Origin of the sequence: Cupriavidus taiwanensis (assembly GCF_900250115.1) — a bacterium.
Classification (GTDB): Bacteria; Pseudomonadota; Gammaproteobacteria; order Burkholderiales; family Burkholderiaceae; genus Cupriavidus; species Cupriavidus taiwanensis_B.
Genome location: NZ_LT984803.1, coordinates 3,546,064 through 3,563,535, shown reverse-complemented (window position 1 = coordinate 3,563,535; position 17,472 = coordinate 3,546,064). Strand labels below are relative to the sequence as shown.

The window sequence follows — 17,472 nt, the reverse complement described above, 5'->3', positions numbered from 1 at the left end:
CCCATGAGGGGAGAGGGAGAACACCTTGCCTCACCCAAAACCGCTCTTTTCGTTTGCGTCGTGGGCGTCATTCACCCGCCCTCGCTGTCCCCCAGCGTCTCCACCGCATACTTCACCAGCCCGGCCCGCCCCTCGATCCCCAGCTTGCGCTTCAGGTTCAGCCGGTGCGTCTCGACGGTGCGCACCGACACCCCAAGCTGCGCCGCGATCTCCTTGTTGGCGAGGCCGCGGCCGATGCCGCGCAGGATATCGCGCTCGCGCGGCGTGAGCGCGTCGAGCGGGCCGGCCGCCGGGCTTTGCTCGGCGATGCCGCGCGCGATGCGGGCGCTGTAGAACACGCGCCCGGCCAGCACCGCGCGGATCGCCGCGATCAGTTCGTCGGCCGGGGCGTCCTTGAGCACATAGCCGCGCGCGCCGGCACGCACCGCCTGGCGCACGTACTCCAGGTTGTCGTGCATCGACACGATCAGCACGGCAAGTTCCGGATAGCGGTCGTGCAGCGCCGCCGCCAGCGCAATCCCGCCCATGCCGCGCATGCCGATATCGGTGATCACCAGGTCCGGTATCTCGGCCACGCCGGCGCGGTCCAGCCACGCCAGCGCGGCTTCGCCGTCGTCGGCTTCGCCCACCACGCGCAGGCCGGGCTGCAGCGCCAGGTGCATGCGCATGCCGTCGCGCACCAGCGCGTGGTCGTCGATCAGCAGCACGCGCGCGGGCGCTTCGTGGTCTGCGCTATCTTCGGCAAGAAACTGGATCATGACTGCGAGGGTCCTGCGGTAATGGCAGCGCGCGCGGCGGGCGCCGGGCTGGCCAGCGGCAGCGAGGCGATGATGCGGGTGCCGCCCGGGCCGGAAACGATATCGAACTGCCCGCACAGCGCGGCGATGCGCTCACGCAGGTTGCGCAGGCCGATGCCGCGCTGCGGGTCGGCCTGCATGCGCGCAACGTCGAAGCCGTGGCCGTCGTCGCGCACCGCCAGGCGCGTGGCATCGGCATCGAAGGCGAGTGATACGGCAACGCGCCGCGCGCCGGCATGGCGCTCGACGTTGGTCAGCGCTTCCTGGGCAATGCGGAACAGCGCCGTGGCCTGCTCGTCGGGCAGTTCGCGCGGGGTGCCGCTTTGCGTCACCACGATCTGGAGGCCGCTGCCGCCCTGCATCTCGCGCGCCAGGTGCTGGAGCGCGGCGAACAGGCCGAGGTCGTCGAGCAGCGCCGGGCGCAGGTTGCGCGCCACGCGACGCACTTCATTGAAGACGGTATCGAGCCGGTTCAGCGCCATGCCCAGCACCGGCGCCACCGCCGCGCCTTCGGCCGGGGCCAGGCGCAGCCGGTTGGCGGCGGTTTCCAGCACCAGCTTGACCGAGACCAGCAGCTGGCTGATGCCGTCGTGCAGTTCGCGCGACAGCCGCGCGCGCTCTTCTTCCTGCGACTGCACCACGCGCTGCGCCAGCTGGCGCAGCTTGGCGTCAGCCTCGCGATGTTCGCTGACGTTGAGCGCCAGGCCGCTGGCCGCCACCAGCAGGATGCTGATGCCGGCGATCACGCCGATCCACGCCATGGTCTCGCGGATATCGGTCTCGGCGCGCGCGTCGAGCTGGCGCAGCGTGCTTTCGACGTCATCCAGGTAGATGCCGGTGCCGAGCATCCAGCCCCATTCGGGCACCGCCACCACGTAGCCCAGCTTGGGCGCCAGCTGCTGCGACGACGGCTTGCGCCACTGGTAGCGCACCGCGCCGCCGCCGCCCTTGGCCGCCGCGATCAGTTGCTGGATGGTGGGCGCGCCCTGCGGGTCGCGCAGCGTCCACAAGTCCTGGCCGACCAGCTCGGGCTGGCGCGGGTGCATCAGGTTGCGGCCCTGCAGGTCGTACAGGAAGAAGTAGCCGTCGGGACCGTAGTCGAGCCGCGCCAGCGCTTCCATCGCCGCCTGGCGCGTGGCGGCGTCCTTGCGCCCCGAGCGCACCAGCGGCGCGATCGCGCTCTGCGCCAGCTCGACGTAGTGGCGCAGCTCGGTCTCCTTGCTCTGCAGGTAGGCGGCCTCGACCAGCGCGCGTTCATGTTGCGCGAGCTGGGTGGCCTGGAAGCGCACCGCCAGCGCGATGCCGAGCATCGCCAGCGCGAGCGGCGCCACGGCGAGCAACAGGATTTTCTGGCGGAGTTTCATACAAGACCGGGGGAACGGGGGTAAACACCGATGCCGCGCAGGCGGCATGCCACCGTCGACTTGCGTAGTACTACGCAGAAGTGCTGCGTAGTTACGCGCTTGTGCCGGGTTTGGCGGCTGTCAATACTACACGCCGGACGCGCAAGCCGCCCCAACATGCGGCGCGGGTCCACGCAGTTGGTGCACCGCCTACCCGGTTGGTGCATCGCCTGCCTGCAAGACGAGATCCGGAAACGACACGAACCGGGCGCGCAGCAACCTCGATTCCAGCAGCCCGGATACCCCTCGCCGCCGGATTGCCAAGCTGCCCGCCCAGGCGCCCGCCGCCGCCCCGCCCGTTGCCAGTTGCCAGTCCTTCGCCGCCGCAGGCTTTCCAAATCCCGGTCTGAGGAGACCCTTCAAAATGAATCGCATCGGAGAACACCTGGTGTGGCTGGCCGTCGCCATCCTTGGCGCGTTTGCCTTCGGCACCGTCGCGCTCGCGCGCGGCGAGGCCGTCAGCGCGCTGTGGATCGTGGTGGCCGCGCTCTGCATCTACCTGATCGCCTATCGGTACTACAGCCGCTTCATCGCCGACAAGGTGATGCAGCTCGATCCCAAGCGCATGACGCCCGCGTGGCGCCATAACGATGGCCTGGACTATGTGCCGACCAACAAGGCGGTGCTGTTCGGCCACCACTTTGCCGCGATCGCCGGCGCGGGCCCGCTGGTGGGCCCGGTGCTGGCCGCGCAGATGGGCTACATGCCGGGCATGCTGTGGCTGCTGGCCGGCGTGGTGTTCGCCGGCGCGGTGCAGGACTTCATGGTGCTGTTCATCTCGACGCGCCGCGACGGCCGCTCACTGGGCGACCTGGTCAAGTCCGAGATGGGCACGGTGCCGGGCATGATCGCGCTGTTCGGCTGCTTCATGATCATGATCATCATCCTGGCGGTGCTGGCACTGATCGTGGTGAAGGCGCTGGCGGACTCGCCGTGGGGCACCTTCACCGTGGCGGTGACCATCCCCATCGCCATCTTCATGGGCATCTACACCCGCTACATCCGCCCGGGCCGCATCGGCGAAGTCTCGGTGATCGGTTTCGTGCTGCTGATGCTGGCCATCATCGGCGGCCAGTACGTGCATGAAAGCGCGACGCTGGCGCCGCTGTTCACCTACGGCGGCAAGGCGCTGACCTGGATGCTGATCATCTACGGGTTCATCGCCGCGGTGCTGCCGGTGTGGCTGCTGCTGGCCCCGCGCGACTACCTGTCGACCTTCCTGAAGATCGGCACCATCATCGCGCTGGCCGTCGGCATCCTGATCGTCGCGCCGGAGCTGAAGATGCCGGCCTTCACGCAGTTCGCCGCGGGCGGCGGGCCGGTGTGGTCGGGGAACCTGTTCCCGTTCCTGTTCATCACCATTGCCTGCGGCGCGGTGTCGGGCTTCCACGCACTGATCTCGTCGGGCACCACGCCCAAGCTGCTGGAGAACGAAACCCACGCGCGCTTCATCGGCTACGGCGCGATGCTGGCCGAGTCCTTCGTCGCCATCATGGCGCTGGTGGCCGCCGCGGTGATCGAGCCGGGCGTGTACTTCGCCATGAACAGCCCGGCCGCGGTGATCGGCACCACCCCCGAGGCGGTGGCACAGGCGGTCTCGACCTGGGGCTTCGTGATCACGCCGGACGTGCTGGTGCAGACCGCCAAGGACGTCGGCGAGAACACCATCATCTCGCGCGCCGGCGGTGCGCCGACGCTGGCCGTTGGCATCGCCCACATCCTGCACCAGGTGGTGGGCGGCCAGGCCATGATGGCGTTCTGGTACCACTTCGCCATCCTGTTCGAAGCGCTCTTCATCCTGACCGCCGTCGACGCGGGCACCCGGGCCGGCCGCTTCATGCTGCAGGACCTGCTGGGCAGCTTCGTGCCGTCGATGAAGCGCACCGACTCGCTGCCGGCCAACCTGATCGCCACCGCGCTGACGGTGGCGGCCTGGGGCTACTTCCTGTACCAGGGCGTGGTCGATCCACTCGGCGGCATCAATACGCTGTGGCCGCTGTTCGGCATCTCCAACCAGATGCTGGCCGCGGTGGCACTGGTGCTGGGCACCTGCGTGCTGGTCAAGATGAAGCGCGGCCAGTACGCCTGGGTCACGCTGGTGCCGACCGTCTGGCTGCTGATCTGCACGCTGACCGCCGGCTGGCAGAAGCTGTTCCATGCCGACCCCAAGGTCAGCTTCCTGACCCACGCCGCCAAGTTCAGCGCCGCCATCGCCGAAGGCAAGGTGCTGGCACCGGCCAAGTCGATGGAGCAGATGCACCGCATCGTCTTCAACGATTACCTGGATGCCGGCCTGTGCGCGCTGTTCATGGTGGTGGTGCTGTCGATCGTGTGCTACGGCTTCAAGACCGCGCTGCAGGCGCGCGCCGTGAACCGCCCGACCGACAAGGAAACGCCGTTCGAGCCGTTGCCGGGCGCCGCCTCGGCCCAGTCCTGACGCTGACCTCGACAAGGAGCCGCCATGCTGGAACAACTTGGCACCATGGGCCGGTACCTCGGCCAGTCGCTGCGCCTGATGGTCGGGCTGCCCGACTACCAGACCTACGTGGCCCACATGGAAAGCACGCACCCCGAGCGCGCGCCAATGAGCTACGAAGAGTTCTTCCGCGAGCGCCAGGAAGCGCGCTACGGCGGCGGGCAGGGCAAGTGCTGCTGACGGCACGCTAACTATCTCGCAGCAAGCGCAAGCGGCGGACAATGCAGACAGGCGATCACATGGTCGCCTGTCTTTTTATTAAGTGTTGTATTTTCACCGCGCCGTTGTAATGGCCCGATACCGTTTCTGCAGGGGGTTACAGGGCTTTACAGGTGGTTACAGCAAGGCTGCGGCACCTTATCTACACTTGCGACACATCATGGCAATTCGAGGAAAAAACATATGACTCGCCATTCCGTTCGCAACCTGACCGTTGCCCTTGCCCTGGCGGCCTGTGCGCTGCCGGCCGTCGCGGGCGACATGAACAATGCCCTCGGCGGCGCGCTCGGCGGTGTCGCCGGCGCCGCGGTCGGCGGCGCGCTGGGCGGCAGCACCGGCGCCGTGATCGGCGGTGCGGTGGGTGGCGGCGCCGGTGGCGCGGTCACGTCCAACCGCCGCGAGCGCACCGGCGCCATCATCGGCGGCGCGCTTGGCGGTGGTGCCGGCACCGCTGCCGGCAACGCCATGGGCGGACGCACCGGCGGCCTCATCGGCGCCGGCCTGGGTGGCGGCGCGGGCGCGGCGCTGGGCGGCAACATCTCGCGTAACAACTCGTACGACGACGATCGCGGCTACTACAGCAAGAGCCATTACAAGCGCAAGAAGCACAAGCACCATCACCGCCACCACTACGACGATTGAGTCGTAGCGTGGTCAGCAAAACGGGCCGTCATGGCCCGTTTTTCTTTGGGCGCCGCCACCGCCGCGTATCCACCAGACGTCGTTGCGTTGCGGTGTCTGGCATAATCGACCACAGTCCGGGCCGGATCTGCCGGCGCCAGAAACAAAGAAGCCCGCACCGGGACCGGTGCGGGCTTCTTCTCCAATAAAGCGGGAGAGACGCGGGGCGCTCTCCTAAAGACCTGTGGAGACCAGGTTCAAGCGCTGGACCGTGCCGGCTCAGAGCGGCGCGCGATCGGTCGTGGTGTCGTACTTCGCGCCTTCCGCGAAAGTGTCGAACTTGCCGGTGCGGGCGCCGTCGGTGAAGGCGTCGAACTTGCCAGCCCTGGCACCGTCCGTGTACGGGTCGAACTTGCCGGCGCGGGCGCCGTCGGCATAGACGTCGAAGCTGGCCACCTTGGCGCCGTCGGTGTAGACATCGAACTTGCCGTTCTTGGCAAAGGCCGGCGCGGCGGACAGGGCGGCAGCGACGGTGGCGACAGCGATCAGGGCGTAGCGGTTGGTTTTCATGATTCAGGACTTCCTTGTAGCGTGGATGCCTGATCCGGCACCTTCAGGGAAGGGTATGTTGCAATGCGGCATCCGATGGCTAGATATTAGGCATTTCCCTCATATCAATAAATATCAGGATCCACAATGCTTAGTTTTGATTCGAACAATAAAATAAGCTGATTGCGTAAGAATTCAGCAAAGAACCGGGAGACTATGTCATGGATCGCTTGCAGTCGATGCGTGTGTTTTCCAAAGTGGTGGAGCTGGGCAGCTTCGCGCGTGCAGCGCAGCAGCTGGAAATGTCCAACGCCGTGGTCACGCGCTACGTGGCCGACCTGGAAAGCCACCTCGGCACCCGCCTGCTCAACCGGACCACGCGCAGCCTGTCGCTGACCGATGCCGGCGAGACCTACCTGCAGCGCTGCCAGCAGATCCTGGAAGACGTGGAGGAAGCCGAAAGCGTGGTCACGGCCCGCAGCCAGTCGCTGTCCGGCACGCTGCGCCTGGTGACGCCGGTGATGTTCGGCCTGCACCTGCTGCCCCAGCTGTTGTCGCGCTTCCAGCAGCTTTATCCGGAGGTGGTGTTCGACGTGATCCTGTCGGACCGCAATGTCGATATCGTCGAGGAAGGCCGCGACGTGGCGGTGATGCTGTCGGACCTGGGACTGGGCTCGCACCTGGTGGCGCGCCCGCTGATTTCGGCCGAGGTGATCCTCTGCGCGTCGCCCGGCTATGTCGCGGCGCATGCCCCGATCCGCCATGCTCATGAGCTGAGCCACCATCGCTGCATCGCCATGCGCCTGCCGATTGCCGAGCACGAATGGACGCTGCTGGGCCCCGAAGGCGAGGTGACCGTGCCGATCCGCCCCGGGCTGCTGTGCAGCAACGCCGAACTGGCGCACCAGGCCGCCCTCGCCGACATGGGCGTGGCCATGCTTTCGTCCTACCTGGCGCGGCCCAATATCGAATCGGGCCGTCTGGTGCACGTGCTGCCGCAGTACCAGTTGCCCCGGCGCGATGTCAGCGTGGTCTACCCCAGCCGCAAGTTCCTGCCGACCAAGGTGCGCGCCTTTATCGACTTCCTGCTGGAAGAAGGGCAGATGCGGGACAAGGACGCGCCGCCTGTCGCCAGCCTGGGCGCCCACGCCATGCGAACCTGAGCGGCAGCGCGCCCCGGCTACGGCGCGCAGACAGCAGAACGCCCGGCAATGCCGGGCGTTCTGCCATGGGCGGGGTGCTTACTCGCCGGCCGCGGCGGCGCGCGTCTTCTTCGCCGCGGCGGTCTTGGCGGGTGCCTTCTTGGCGGCGGCCTTTTTCGCCGGCGCCTTGGCCGCGACCGTCTTGGCCGCGGTCTTGGCGGCCGTCTTCGTCGCCGGCGCCGCTTCGGCCTCGGCCTCGGCCGTGCCACGCGATGCCGCCTTGCCGGGTGCCTTGGCCGCGGTCTTGGCGCCCGCCTTGGGCTCGCGCGCCTCGAACTCGAAGCCGATCTTGCCGTCGGGCTGCTTGACCAGGAAGGCCTTGAAGTTGCGGCCGGTGCGCGACGACTTGAAGCCGGTCAGCAGGTCGGTCTTGCCTTCGTTGAGCAGCTTGCCGATCTGCTCGCGGCTGATCTCCTGCTGCAGGATGATCTTGCCGGTGGTGAAGTCGCAGCTCTTGGGGCTGGTGGTGCTGTTCTCGCAGACGTATTTCATGCCGTGCTCGAACACCGAGCCACCGCACTTCGGGCACGTTCCCACCGGCTGCTGGCCGCTGAAGTCGACCGGCTCGCCGTCGTTGTCGTCGTCATTCTGGCCGAAGTCGAATTCCATCTTGTAATGGCCTTCGTCGTCCTTGCCCAGCTTGAGGATGGCGGCGAACGGACGGCCCATCTTGCTGCGGAAGCCCTGCAGCGGACCGATTTCCTTCTTCAGCAGCAGTTCCTCGACTTCTTCGATCTCGAACTGGCGGCCGCCCGGGATCTTGCTGATCGAGAATTCGCACGCGGTGCAGGCAAAGCGGCGGTAGTTCTCCTTGACCTGTCCGCCGCACTGCGGACACGGCGTGTCCAGCGTGGCGTAGTCGCCCGGGATGGTGTCGCTATCGTATTCCTTGGCGCGCTTGACGATCTGCTGCGTCATCTGCGCGATCTCGAGCATGAACTCGTCGCGCTTCAGGCGCCCGCGCTCGATCTGCGAGAGCTTGTGCTCCCACTCGCCGGTCAGTTCGGCCTGCGTCAGTTCCTGCACGCCCAGGCCGCGCAGCAGCGTCATCAGCTGGAACGCCTTGGCGGTCGGGATCAGCTCGCGGCCTTCACGCACCAGGTACTTCTCGGTCAGCAGGCCTTCGATGATGGCCGCGCGCGTGGCCGGCGTGCCCAGGCCCTTGCCAGCCATGGCCTCGCGCAGCGCGTCGTCGTCGACCAGCTTGCCGGCGCCTTCCATCGCCGACAGCAGCGTGGCTTCGTTGTAGCGCGCGGGCGGCTTGGTGGTCAGGCCGACGCTCTCGACCTTGTCGGTCTTGACCTTCTCGTCCTTGGCCACCGGCACCAGGTTGGCGGCATCCTTGTCGCCCTGCGCCTCGCGGCCGTAGATCACCAGCCAGCCCGGGTTGACCAGCACCTTGCCTTCGGTCTTGAAATGGTGGCCGGCAACTTCCGTGATGCGGGTCGTGACCTGGAACTCGGCGGCCGGGAAGAACACCGCCAGGAAGCGGCGCACCACCAGGTCATACAGCTTCTGCTCCGGCTCCGACAGGTTCTTGGGCGCCTGCAGCGTCGGGATGATGGCGAAGTGGTCGCTGATCTTGCTATTGTCGAAGATCTTCTTGTTCGGCTTGACCCAGCCCTGCGCCAGGATCTTCTTGGCGTGCGGCAGGTAGTTGGGCGAGCTGTCGGCAAGCATGTCCATGGTCTGCTTGACCGTGTCCATGTAGTCCTCGGGCAGCGCGCGCGCGTCGGTACGCGGGTAGGTCAGGACCTTGTGCTTTTCATACAGCGCCTGCGCCAGGCCCAGCGTGTTCTTGGCCGAAAAGCCGAAGCGCGAGTTGGCCTCGCGCTGCAGCGTGGTCAGGTCGAACAGTGCCGGCGACTGCTGCGTTGACGGCTTGGATTCCTCGGTGACGGTGCCCGGCTTGTCGCGGCAGGCCGCGACGATGCTCTTGGCCTCGGCCTCGCTCCACAGCCTCGACTCGCGCGCCTCGGGATCGAATTCGCTCTTCTTGAACTTGGGGTCGAACCAGCGGCCTTCGTACAGGCCCGCGGCCGCGATGAACTCGGCACGCACTTCCCAGTAGTCGCGCGGGACGAAGTGCTTGATCTTCTCTTCGCGCTCGACCACGATCGACAGCGTCGGAGTCTGCACGCGGCCCACGGTGGTCAGGAAGAAGCCGCCGCCCTTGCTGTTGAAGGCGGTCATCGCGCGCGTGCCGTTGATGCCGACCAGCCAGTCGGCCTCGGAGCGGCAGCGCGCGGCGTCGGCCAGCGGCAGCATGTCCTCGTCTTCGCGCAGCGCGGCGAAGCCGTCGCGGATGGCCTGCGGCGTCATCGATTGCAGCCACAGCCGCCGGATCGGCTGCTTGGCCTTGGCCTGCTGCGCGATCAGGCGAAAGATCAGTTCCCCTTCACGCCCCGCGTCGCAGGCATTGATCAGCGCGGTCACGTCCTTGCGCTTGATCAGCCGGTTCAGCACCTTCAGGCGCGACTCGGTCTTGGCGATCGGGCGCAGGTCGAAGTGGGGCGGGATCACCGGCAGGTTGGCGAAGCTCCACTTGCCGCGCTTGACCTCGTATTCGTCCGGCGCGGCGATCTCGACCAGGTGGCCGACGGCGGAGGACAGCACGTAGTCGTCGCTCTCGAAATACTCGTCGTGCTTGGTAAACCCCCCGAGGGCACGGGCGATATCCGCCGCGACCGACGGCTTTTCCGCGATGATGAGGGCTTTTGACATGGGAAGGGTCCTTGCGGGCTGCGTCCGGCAACCCGCTAATTGCACTGCAAACGTAGTAATCAGAACGCCGGGGGGCTATGAGGCGCCAATAATAAGCGCGGTTTCGACGGCGGTGCAAGCCAGCCTCATGGCGTCTCGCCTGCCGTCGCGCGCGCCGCCTAGGCGCCGCCGCGCCCCCCGCCAAGCAACCAGTCCAGCACCTCCGGCACGTCCTCCGCGGGCGCCGGCATGGCCGCGCCACGCGTGAGCATGCGCTCGAGCACCTCGATATGCGGCAGCAGGGTGCCATAGAACTGCGGCGTGCCACCCGCGGCCGGCTGCACCAGCACGGTCGGGAAATTCTCGATATCGATATCGCCGAGCGCATCCGCATGGGTCTCGATATCGATCCAGACAAAGCAATCATCCGGATGGCGCGCGGCCAGCGCCGTCAGCGCCACCAGGTAGTCCCGGCACGTGCCGCACCACTGCGCGCACAGGCAGGCCACCAGGCGGCCCTGCGGCCGCGCCGCCAGGCAGTCGGCGATGGCGCCGGCATCACGTTCAGGAAAGTAAACGGTCATGGCATCGGAAACATGAGGTGCCCGCGACACACGGACAGTCGGCGATTGTATCGGTATTGCGCGCGCTGCCCGGCGCGGCCTTCACGCAAGGCGTCGGAACAGGTTTCCCGGTAGACGCTCGGCATGCCCGGCCAGTTCCAGTTCCAGCAGGCGGGCCGCGGCGGCGTCCGGGGGCTGGCCGCTGCGCTCGCACAGCGCATCCAGCGTAACCGGATCGTATCCGAGGGCGGCTAGCAGGGGGTCGGCGGGATCGGCAAATTCAGACTGGTCCGAAGCCTCGGCCCGCGCCGGCGGCAGGCCAGGCACCGGCGCGGCCGGCCCGAGGTTGATTTCCTCGAGCACGTCCCCGGTGCGCTCCACCAGCTTGGCGCCCTGACGAATCAGCAGATGGCAACCCTGCGACAGCGGCGCGTGGATCGATCCCGGCACCGCGAACACCTCGCGCCCGAGTTCCGCGGCCAGCCGCGCGGTGATCAGCGAGCCCGATCGCGCCGCGGCCTCCACCACCAGCACCCCGTGCGCCAGCGCCGCGATGATGCGGTTGCGGCGCGGGAAGTTGGCCGGCAGGCCCTGCATGCCCAGCGGGAATTCGGTGACCACTGCGCCCCGCCGGGCGACCTCATGGGCCAGGGCCAGGTTGTCGGCGGGATAGACCCGGTCGGCCCCCGTCCCCGTGATCGCGACGGTGCCGCCGCAGCCAAGCAGGCCGCCGGCATGGGCGGCGGCGTCGATCCCCAGCGCCAGGCCGGAGATCACCGTCAGGCCCGCCTCGGACAGCTCGCGCCCGAACGCCTGCGCATCGCGCTTACCCTGCTCGGTGGCATTGCGCGCGCCGACGATGGCGACCGCCGGACGCGCCAGCAGCGCGGGATCGCCTTTGATATATAGCAGCGGCGGCGGATCGTGCAGATCGAACAGGCGGCGCGGGTAGGCGTCATCGGCCAGCGTCACCAGCTGGTTGCCGGGCGTGCCGAGCCACGCCAGCGTGCGTTCGACCAGGGCCGCGAGCCCGGTCGCCGGGCTGGCCACCACCGCGCGGGCCAGCCTGGCCGGGACCACGGTGGACAGTGCCGTCACGCTCTGCGCCAGCACCTGCCGCGGCAGGCCGAACGCCGCCAGCAGCAGGCGCACCGCGACCGGGCCGACGCCGGGGGCACAAGCCAGCTGCAGCCAGGCCTTCAGGTCGTCGGCATCGCGACAGGCGGCTGGCGCGCCGGCGCCGGCATGGCAAGGAGATGCGGCGCCGACAGGCGCCGCCGGGGATGTCACCAAGAGCGGCTCAGCGCGGCGAGGTGGCGCGGTCGCCCACCGCGATCACGTTGGAAGCGTCGGTGACCAGCGCATACGAGACGCCGGGAAACACGCGGAAGACGAAGGCCAGCCCGTAGCGCTCGTCCGGCAGCCGGATGGCCCGGTTGCTGTCGGTCTTGTCGGTCACGGTTTCGCCGGCGCGCGACAGGGCCAGCACGTGGCCCGGTTCCACCCCGGCCTGGCTGCCGAGGTTGAGCACCACGACCTGCCTGGCGCCACCGAACTCGACTCCGCCATAGACCTTGGCGACGCGGCCGTCGAGCTGCGCATCGGGTGCGTGCGGCACGTAGCGCAAGGCCTCGCGCGCAGGCTGCGGCATCAGCAGCGTGCCGACGCCCATCTCTTGCCTGGCCTGCGTGACCTGCAGGGTCGAGACCGCGTCCGGACCCTGCGCGCCGCGTGCCAGCCGCACATTGCCTTCATATTCGGCCTCGTAGCCGAGCAGGGCCTGGGTCACGGGATCGCGCACCGGGGTGAGCGGGCGGTAGGCCTGCCAGTCGCTGCCCTGCGGCGCGTCCGCCGGGATGCCGCGGGCGTAGCCGGTGTCGTCGCGGCCCAGGATGACGCGCGACTCGGACACCGCGACGATGCGTGCCGAGGTGTCCAGCGTGTCCTGGTCGACCACCAGCGGCCGGATCAGGAAGGGCTCGATCTCGGCGGCGGGGATGCTCTGGATGGCGGCGCCGTCGGCGGCGCCGCTGCGCACCTGCGGCGACAGGCGCACGGTGTCGCTGGCACCCGGCGCGGTCGACAGCCAGGCCCGCCCGTCGCGCTGGATCAGGTACAGGATCTGGCCCGGGTAGATCAGGTGCGGATTGCGGATCTGCTGCTGGTTCATGCCCCAGAGTTCGGGCCAGCGCCAGGGCTGGCGCAGGAAGCGGCCCGAGATGCCCCACAGCGTGTCGCCGGCGCGCACGGTATATTGCGATGGCGCGTTGGCGGCAAGATCGGCCACGGGAATGCCTTGCCGGGCGCTGCGCTGGGCCTCGGCCTGCTGGGCCGGGGTGACCGCCAGGTCAGCCGCCGTGGCAGCTGGCGCGGCCACGGCGGTAAAGGCCGCGGCACTCAATAACGGATATGCAAATCTGGGGATGAACGCGTGCAGCCTGCGGCCCGACGCCGCCTGGTGTTCTTTGGTAAGATCGCGCATTTTCCTGACCGGCCGGTGGTTCGGCCGGATTGACCCGGGAGAGCGTGCCCGTTGCGGCGCGCCTTGAATTTTTGTACTTGCGCCCCGATTCTGCATGTAAACATCCGCCGCCGCAACGCGGCCCGGTTGCCGGCAGCAGCCGGCGTTGCGCCCCAGCATCATGGCAAAACTCGACATCCTGACCTACCCCGATCCCCGCCTGCACACCGTTGCCAAACCCGTGGCCGCGGTGGACGACCGCATCCGCCAGCTGGTCAAGGACATGGCGGAAACCATGTACGAAGCGCCCGGCATCGGCCTGGCCGCGACCCAGGTCAACGTGCACGAGCAGGTGGTGGTGATCGACATCTCGGAAACGCGTGACCAGCTCCAGGTCTTCATCAACCCGGAGATCGTCTGGGCCAGCGACAACCGCAAGGTGTGGGAAGAGGGCTGCCTGTCGGTGCCCGAGGTCTATGACCGGGTCGAGCGCCCCGACCGCGTGCGCGTGCGCGCGCTCAACGAGAAGGGCGAAAGCTTCGAGCTCGACGCCGACGACCTGCTGGCGGTCTGCATCCAGCACGAGATCGATCACCTGCGCGGCAAGGTCTTCGTCGAGTACCTGTCGCCGCTCAAGCTGAACCGCATCAAGAGCAAGCTGCAGAAGCGCGAACGCACCCGCATGTAAGCCGCCGTGGCGGCAATAAAGATGTAACAGCGCGCCGGAATCCGGCCACCCGCGTGCGGCAGCGGCGCGGGGTCTGTTATCTTTATGACTTCCGAAGAACCACGATACCGGCCGCTACAGCGGCCGGTGCCATTTCAGGCCACGGAACCTGCCATGTCCCAAGCCAGCCCCTTGCGTGTCGCCTTTGCCGGCACGCCCGAGTTTGCGCGCCTCGCGCTGGAAGCCATCCACGCCGCCGGCTTTCCGGTGGTCGCGGTGCTGACCCAGCCCGATCGGCCCGCCGGCCGCGGCATGCAGCTGCAGGCCAGCCCGGTGAAGCAGTTCGCCGTCGCCAATGGCCTGGCGCCGGTGCTGCAGCCACGTTCGCTGCGCCGCCACGGCAAGTATCCGCAGGAGGCCGCCGCGGCCATCGAAACCCTCGCCGGCCTCGCGCCCGATGTCATGGTGGTGGCGGCCTACGGCCTGATCCTGCCGGCCGAGGTGCTGACGCTGCCGCGGCTGGGCTGCCTGAATATCCACGGCTCGCTGCTGCCGCGCTGGCGCGGCGCGGCGCCGATCCACCGCGCCATCGAGGCAGGCGACGCCGAGACCGGCATCACGCTGATGCAGATGGACGAGGGCCTGGACACCGGCGACATGCTCACGCGCGAGGCGGTACCGATCGGCGCGGACGACACCACCGGCACGCTGCACGACGCCCTGGCCGCGCTCGGCGCGCGCATGATCGTGGATGCGCTGCGGCAACTGGACGCCGGCCGCCCGCTGCCGGCCACACCGCAACCGGAGCAAGGCGTCACCTACGCCGAGAAGATCGCCAAGGACGAAGCCCCGCTGGACCTGCGCCGCCCGGCCGCCGAGCTGGCCAACCAGGTGCGCGCCTTCAACCCGTTCCCGGGCGCCACCGTGCAGGTCGGCGACACCGTGATCAAGTGCTGGCAGGCGGTGCCGCTGGCGGCGGCCAGCAGCCTGCCACATCCGCCAGGCACGGTGCTGGCCGCCGACGCCGCCGGCATCCTGATCGCCTGCGGCGAAGGCAGCGCGCTGCAGGTCACCGAGCTGCAGAAGCCGGGCGGCCGCCGCCAGCCGGCGCAGCAGTTCCTGCAAGGCCTGCCGCTGCCCCCGGGCACGCGCTGCGCGGTGCCCGACAATGGCGCCGCGGCGGCGTGAGCGGGCAGCCCTTTGCCGCACCTGAGGCTTGAAGTGCCGCCGACAGCGCCCGCGTCTGCCGCGCATGCGCAACCTTGCATAGCCCGCTGAACGGGCGTTGAATTTTCCGCGATCAGCCCCTATCTAACGGGCATCGCGCCCGCTTATCCGGGGCGCGTCACGATTACACGGAGATCACCGCAATGTTCAACTGGGTCAAGACCTTCATGCTGATGGCGGCCATCACGGCGCTGTTCATCGTCATCGGCGGCATGATCGGCGGACGCAGCGGCATGATGTTCGCGCTGCTGATCGCGCTGGGCATGAACTTCTTCTCCTACTGGTTCTCGGACAAGATGGTCCTGCGCATGTACAACGCGCAGGAAGTCGATGCCGGCAGCGCCCCGCAGTTCTACGGCATGGTGCAGGACCTGGCGCAGCGCGCCGGCCTGCCGATGCCGCGCGTCTACCTGATCAACGAAGACGCGCCCAACGCCTTTGCCACCGGGCGCAATCCGGAACACGCCGCGGTGGCGGCCACCACCGGCATCCTGCGCGTGCTGTCCGAGCGCGAGCTGCGCGGCGTGATGGCGCACGAGCTGGCGCATGTGCGCCACCGCGACATCCTGACCTCCACCATCGCCGCCACCATGGCCGGCGCGATCTCGGCCCTGGCGAATATGGCGATGTTCTTCGGCGGGCGTGACGAGAACGGCAACCGCACCAACCCTATCGCCGGCATTGCCGTCGCGATCCTGGCGCCGCTGGCGGCGTCGCTGATCCAGATGGCGATCTCGCGCGCGCGTGAATTCGAAGCCGACCGCGGCGGCGCCGAGATCAGCGGCGACCCGCAGGCGCTGGCCAGCGCGCTCGACAAGATCCATCGCTACGCGCAGGGCATCCCGTTCCAGGCCGCCGAGGAGCATCCGGCGACGGCGCAGATGATGATCATGAACCCGCTGTCCGGCGGCGGCATCGCCAACCTGTTCTCGACCCATCCGGCCACCGAGGAACGCATCGCGCGCCTGATGCAGATGGCACAGACCGGCACCTACCCGGCCTGAGCCGCCGGAAATCCGGGGCGCGGCCCCGGCACAAGGTAAACTGCCCGCTGTTCCGCGTGGACCGGCGGGCTTTTTTTGGCCCGCGCCCACGCCTTCCCGATTCACGCCTTACCCGCTGCCTGATCCGCCGCCTGACCGATATGCGCCTGCCTCCCGATTCGCTTGCCTTCCAGATGCTTGGTGCCGCCACCGCGGTGCGCGCCGTCAGCGAAGGCACGGCCTTGCCCCAGGCGATCGAGGACGCCGCCGCGCAACTGCGGCTGGACCGCGTGCGCGATGCCGCCACCCGCGGCGCGCTGCAGGATATCGCCTACCGCACCATGCGCCAGTTCGGCACCGCGCGCGCGCTGGTGACCAGGCTGGTGACGCGCCCGCCCGGTGCGCAGGTCGATTCGCTGCTGGCGGTGGCGCTGGCCCTGTTGCTGGAACACGGGCCGGGCCCGCGCGAGCGGCACGAAGGCGCCGACCCGGCGCGCCACGACACCGACGCGGGCCGGCCGGGCTACAGCACCTTCACGGTGGTCGACCAGGCGGTCAGCGCGGCCGCCTCCGAACCCAAGACTGCGCATGCGCGCGGACTGGTCAACGCGGTGCTGCGCCGTTTCCTGCGCGAACGCAAGGCGCTGCTGGCCGAGGTCAACCGCGACGAGCAGGCGCGCTGGAACCTGCCGCCGTGGTGGCTGCGCATGCTGCGCGAGGCCTACCCCGACCGGTGGATGGCGCTGGCCGCCAGCGCCAACGTGCGCCCGCCGATGACGGTACGCGTCAACACCGCGCGCGTGTCGGTGCAGCAGTACCGCACCGACCTCGCCAATGCCGGCCTGGCCGGGCACGTCGTCGGTCCGCAGGCCGTGCGCCTGGTGCGCGCGGTCCCGGTGAACCAGCTGCCGGGCTTTGCCGAAGGCGTGGTCTCGGTGCAGGACGCTGGCGCGCAACTGGCCGCACCGCTGCTCGAGGTGGCCGACGGCATGCGCGTGCTCGATGCCTGCGCGGCGCCCGGCGGCAAGACCGGGCATTTGCTTGAGCTGGCCGATATCGAAGTGACCGCGGTCGAGAGCGACGCGCAGCGCGCCACCCGCATCGGCGAGAACCTGGCGCGCCTGGGCAAGTCGGCGAAGATCGTGGTCGGCGATGCCAGCCGGCCCGCCGACTGGTGGGACGGACAGCCGTTCGACCGCATCCTCGCTGACGTGCCGTGCTCGGCCTCGGGCATCGTGCGGCGCCATCCCGATATCCGCTGGCTGCGCCGCGAAACCGATATCGCCAAGCTCATCACCGAGCAACGCCGCATCGTCTCGCAGCTGTGGCCCCTGCTCAAGCCGGGCGGCATCCTGGTCTATGTCACCTGTTCTATTTTCCCAACGGAGGGCGAGGAGCAGGCGCGCTGGTTTGGTGAGCAACTGGCGGATGCGATACGATTGCAGGCGCCGGGACAGCTGCTGCCCGGCACCCAAGCAACGCTTGCCGCGGGCCCGGACGGTGCCAAGGCCACCCTTGACAGCACCGGCGGCACCGACGGTACCAGCCTGCCATCCGATCACGATGGCTTCTTCTACGCCCGCTTCCAGAAACGCGCCTGA

Annotated in this window: 15 protein-coding genes; 8 read left to right on the top strand and 7 right to left on the bottom strand. The window is 68.5% G+C overall.

The window, feature by feature from the left end; all coding sequences use genetic code 11:
- Positions 1 to 71: 71 nt before the first annotated feature.
- Together CBM2586_RS16615 and CBM2586_RS16610 are read right to left on the bottom strand one after the other, a co-directional pair.
- Positions 72 to 758: a response regulator gene (locus CBM2586_RS16615; protein WP_115663499.1), complete on the bottom strand. Its 687-nt coding sequence runs from the start codon at positions 756 to 758 to the stop codon at positions 72 to 74.
- Positions 755 to 2,161, bottom strand: a complete 1,407-nt coding sequence (locus tag CBM2586_RS16610) for a cache domain-containing protein (RefSeq protein ID WP_115663500.1) — start codon at positions 2,159 to 2,161, stop codon at positions 755 to 757. Before CBM2586_RS16610 ends, CBM2586_RS16615 begins: the two co-directional genes overlap by 4 nt.
- Before the next feature lie 403 nt (positions 2,162 to 2,564).
- Between CBM2586_RS16610 and CBM2586_RS16605 the strand changes: the two genes are divergently transcribed.
- From CBM2586_RS16605 to CBM2586_RS16595, 3 genes are all read left to right on the top strand, one after another.
- Positions 2,565 to 4,637, top strand: coding sequence for a carbon starvation CstA family protein (locus CBM2586_RS16605; RefSeq protein WP_115663501.1), 2,073 nt, complete (start codon positions 2,565 to 2,567; stop codon positions 4,635 to 4,637).
- Positions 4,638 to 4,661: 24 nt separating this feature from the next.
- Positions 4,662 to 4,856 (top strand): YbdD/YjiX family protein, encoded by a 195-nt coding sequence (locus tag CBM2586_RS16600; RefSeq protein ID WP_115663502.1) that lies wholly within the window; start codon positions 4,662 to 4,664, stop codon positions 4,854 to 4,856.
- A 222-nt stretch (positions 4,857 to 5,078) separates the two neighbouring features.
- Entirely contained in the window at positions 5,079 to 5,537 is a 459-nt protein-coding gene (locus tag CBM2586_RS16595; protein ID WP_115663503.1) for a hypothetical protein, read from the top strand.
- A gap of 258 nt (positions 5,538 to 5,795) precedes the next feature.
- Here CBM2586_RS16595 and CBM2586_RS16590 read toward each other — a convergent pair whose 3' ends face one another.
- Positions 5,796 to 6,086 (bottom strand): hypothetical protein, encoded by a 291-nt coding sequence (locus tag CBM2586_RS16590; RefSeq protein ID WP_115663504.1) that lies wholly within the window; start codon positions 6,084 to 6,086, stop codon positions 5,796 to 5,798.
- Between the two features lie 200 nt (positions 6,087 to 6,286).
- On the opposite strand from CBM2586_RS16590, the gene CBM2586_RS16585 reads away from it, so the two are divergent.
- Complete coding sequence (locus CBM2586_RS16585) at positions 6,287 to 7,228, top strand: LysR family transcriptional regulator (RefSeq protein WP_115663505.1); 942 nt, start codon at positions 6,287 to 6,289, stop codon at positions 7,226 to 7,228.
- A gap of 78 nt (positions 7,229 to 7,306) precedes the next feature.
- On the opposite strand, the gene CBM2586_RS16580 is transcribed toward CBM2586_RS16585, so the two are convergent.
- The 4 genes from CBM2586_RS16580 to CBM2586_RS16565 all read right to left on the bottom strand — a co-directional run bounded on the left by CBM2586_RS16580 (position 7,307) and on the right by CBM2586_RS16565 (position 13,015).
- A complete protein-coding gene (locus tag CBM2586_RS16580) occupies positions 7,307 to 9,991 on the bottom strand; it encodes a DNA topoisomerase III (RefSeq protein WP_115688534.1) in 2,685 nt (894 codons plus the stop codon).
- 158 nt (positions 9,992 to 10,149) lie between these two features.
- Positions 10,150 to 10,554, bottom strand: coding sequence for a thioredoxin family protein (locus CBM2586_RS16575; protein ID WP_115688532.1), 405 nt, complete (start codon positions 10,552 to 10,554; stop codon positions 10,150 to 10,152).
- Positions 10,555 to 10,635: 81 nt separating this feature from the next.
- A complete protein-coding gene (gene dprA, locus CBM2586_RS16570; protein ID WP_115663508.1) occupies positions 10,636 to 11,826 on the bottom strand; it encodes a DNA-processing protein DprA in 1,191 nt (396 codons plus the stop codon).
- 7 nt (positions 11,827 to 11,833) lie between these two features.
- Positions 11,834 to 13,015, bottom strand: a complete 1,182-nt coding sequence (locus CBM2586_RS16565; RefSeq protein WP_115663509.1) for a LysM peptidoglycan-binding domain-containing protein — start codon at positions 13,013 to 13,015, stop codon at positions 11,834 to 11,836.
- A 160-nt stretch (positions 13,016 to 13,175) separates the two neighbouring features.
- Between CBM2586_RS16565 and def the strand changes: the two genes are divergently transcribed.
- The 4 genes from def (at position 13,176) to rsmB (ending at position 17,472) form a co-directional block, all read left to right on the top strand.
- Positions 13,176 to 13,682: a peptide deformylase gene (gene def / locus CBM2586_RS16560; RefSeq protein WP_115663863.1), complete on the top strand. Its 507-nt coding sequence runs from the start codon at positions 13,176 to 13,178 to the stop codon at positions 13,680 to 13,682.
- Between the two features lie 153 nt (positions 13,683 to 13,835).
- The gene (fmt, locus tag CBM2586_RS16555) at positions 13,836 to 14,849 is read left to right on the top strand and encodes a methionyl-tRNA formyltransferase (RefSeq protein WP_115663510.1); all 1,014 of its coding nucleotides are present in this window, start codon (positions 13,836 to 13,838) and stop codon (positions 14,847 to 14,849) included.
- Between the two features lie 182 nt (positions 14,850 to 15,031).
- Positions 15,032 to 15,892 carry a zinc metalloprotease HtpX gene (gene htpX / locus CBM2586_RS16550; protein WP_018005006.1) on the top strand — a complete coding sequence of 287 codons (861 nt, stop codon included), beginning with the start codon at positions 15,032 to 15,034 and terminating at the stop codon, positions 15,890 to 15,892.
- Between the two features lie 140 nt (positions 15,893 to 16,032).
- Positions 16,033 to 17,472, top strand: a complete 1,440-nt coding sequence (gene rsmB, locus CBM2586_RS16545; RefSeq protein WP_115688530.1) for a 16S rRNA (cytosine(967)-C(5))-methyltransferase RsmB — start codon at positions 16,033 to 16,035, stop codon at positions 17,470 to 17,472.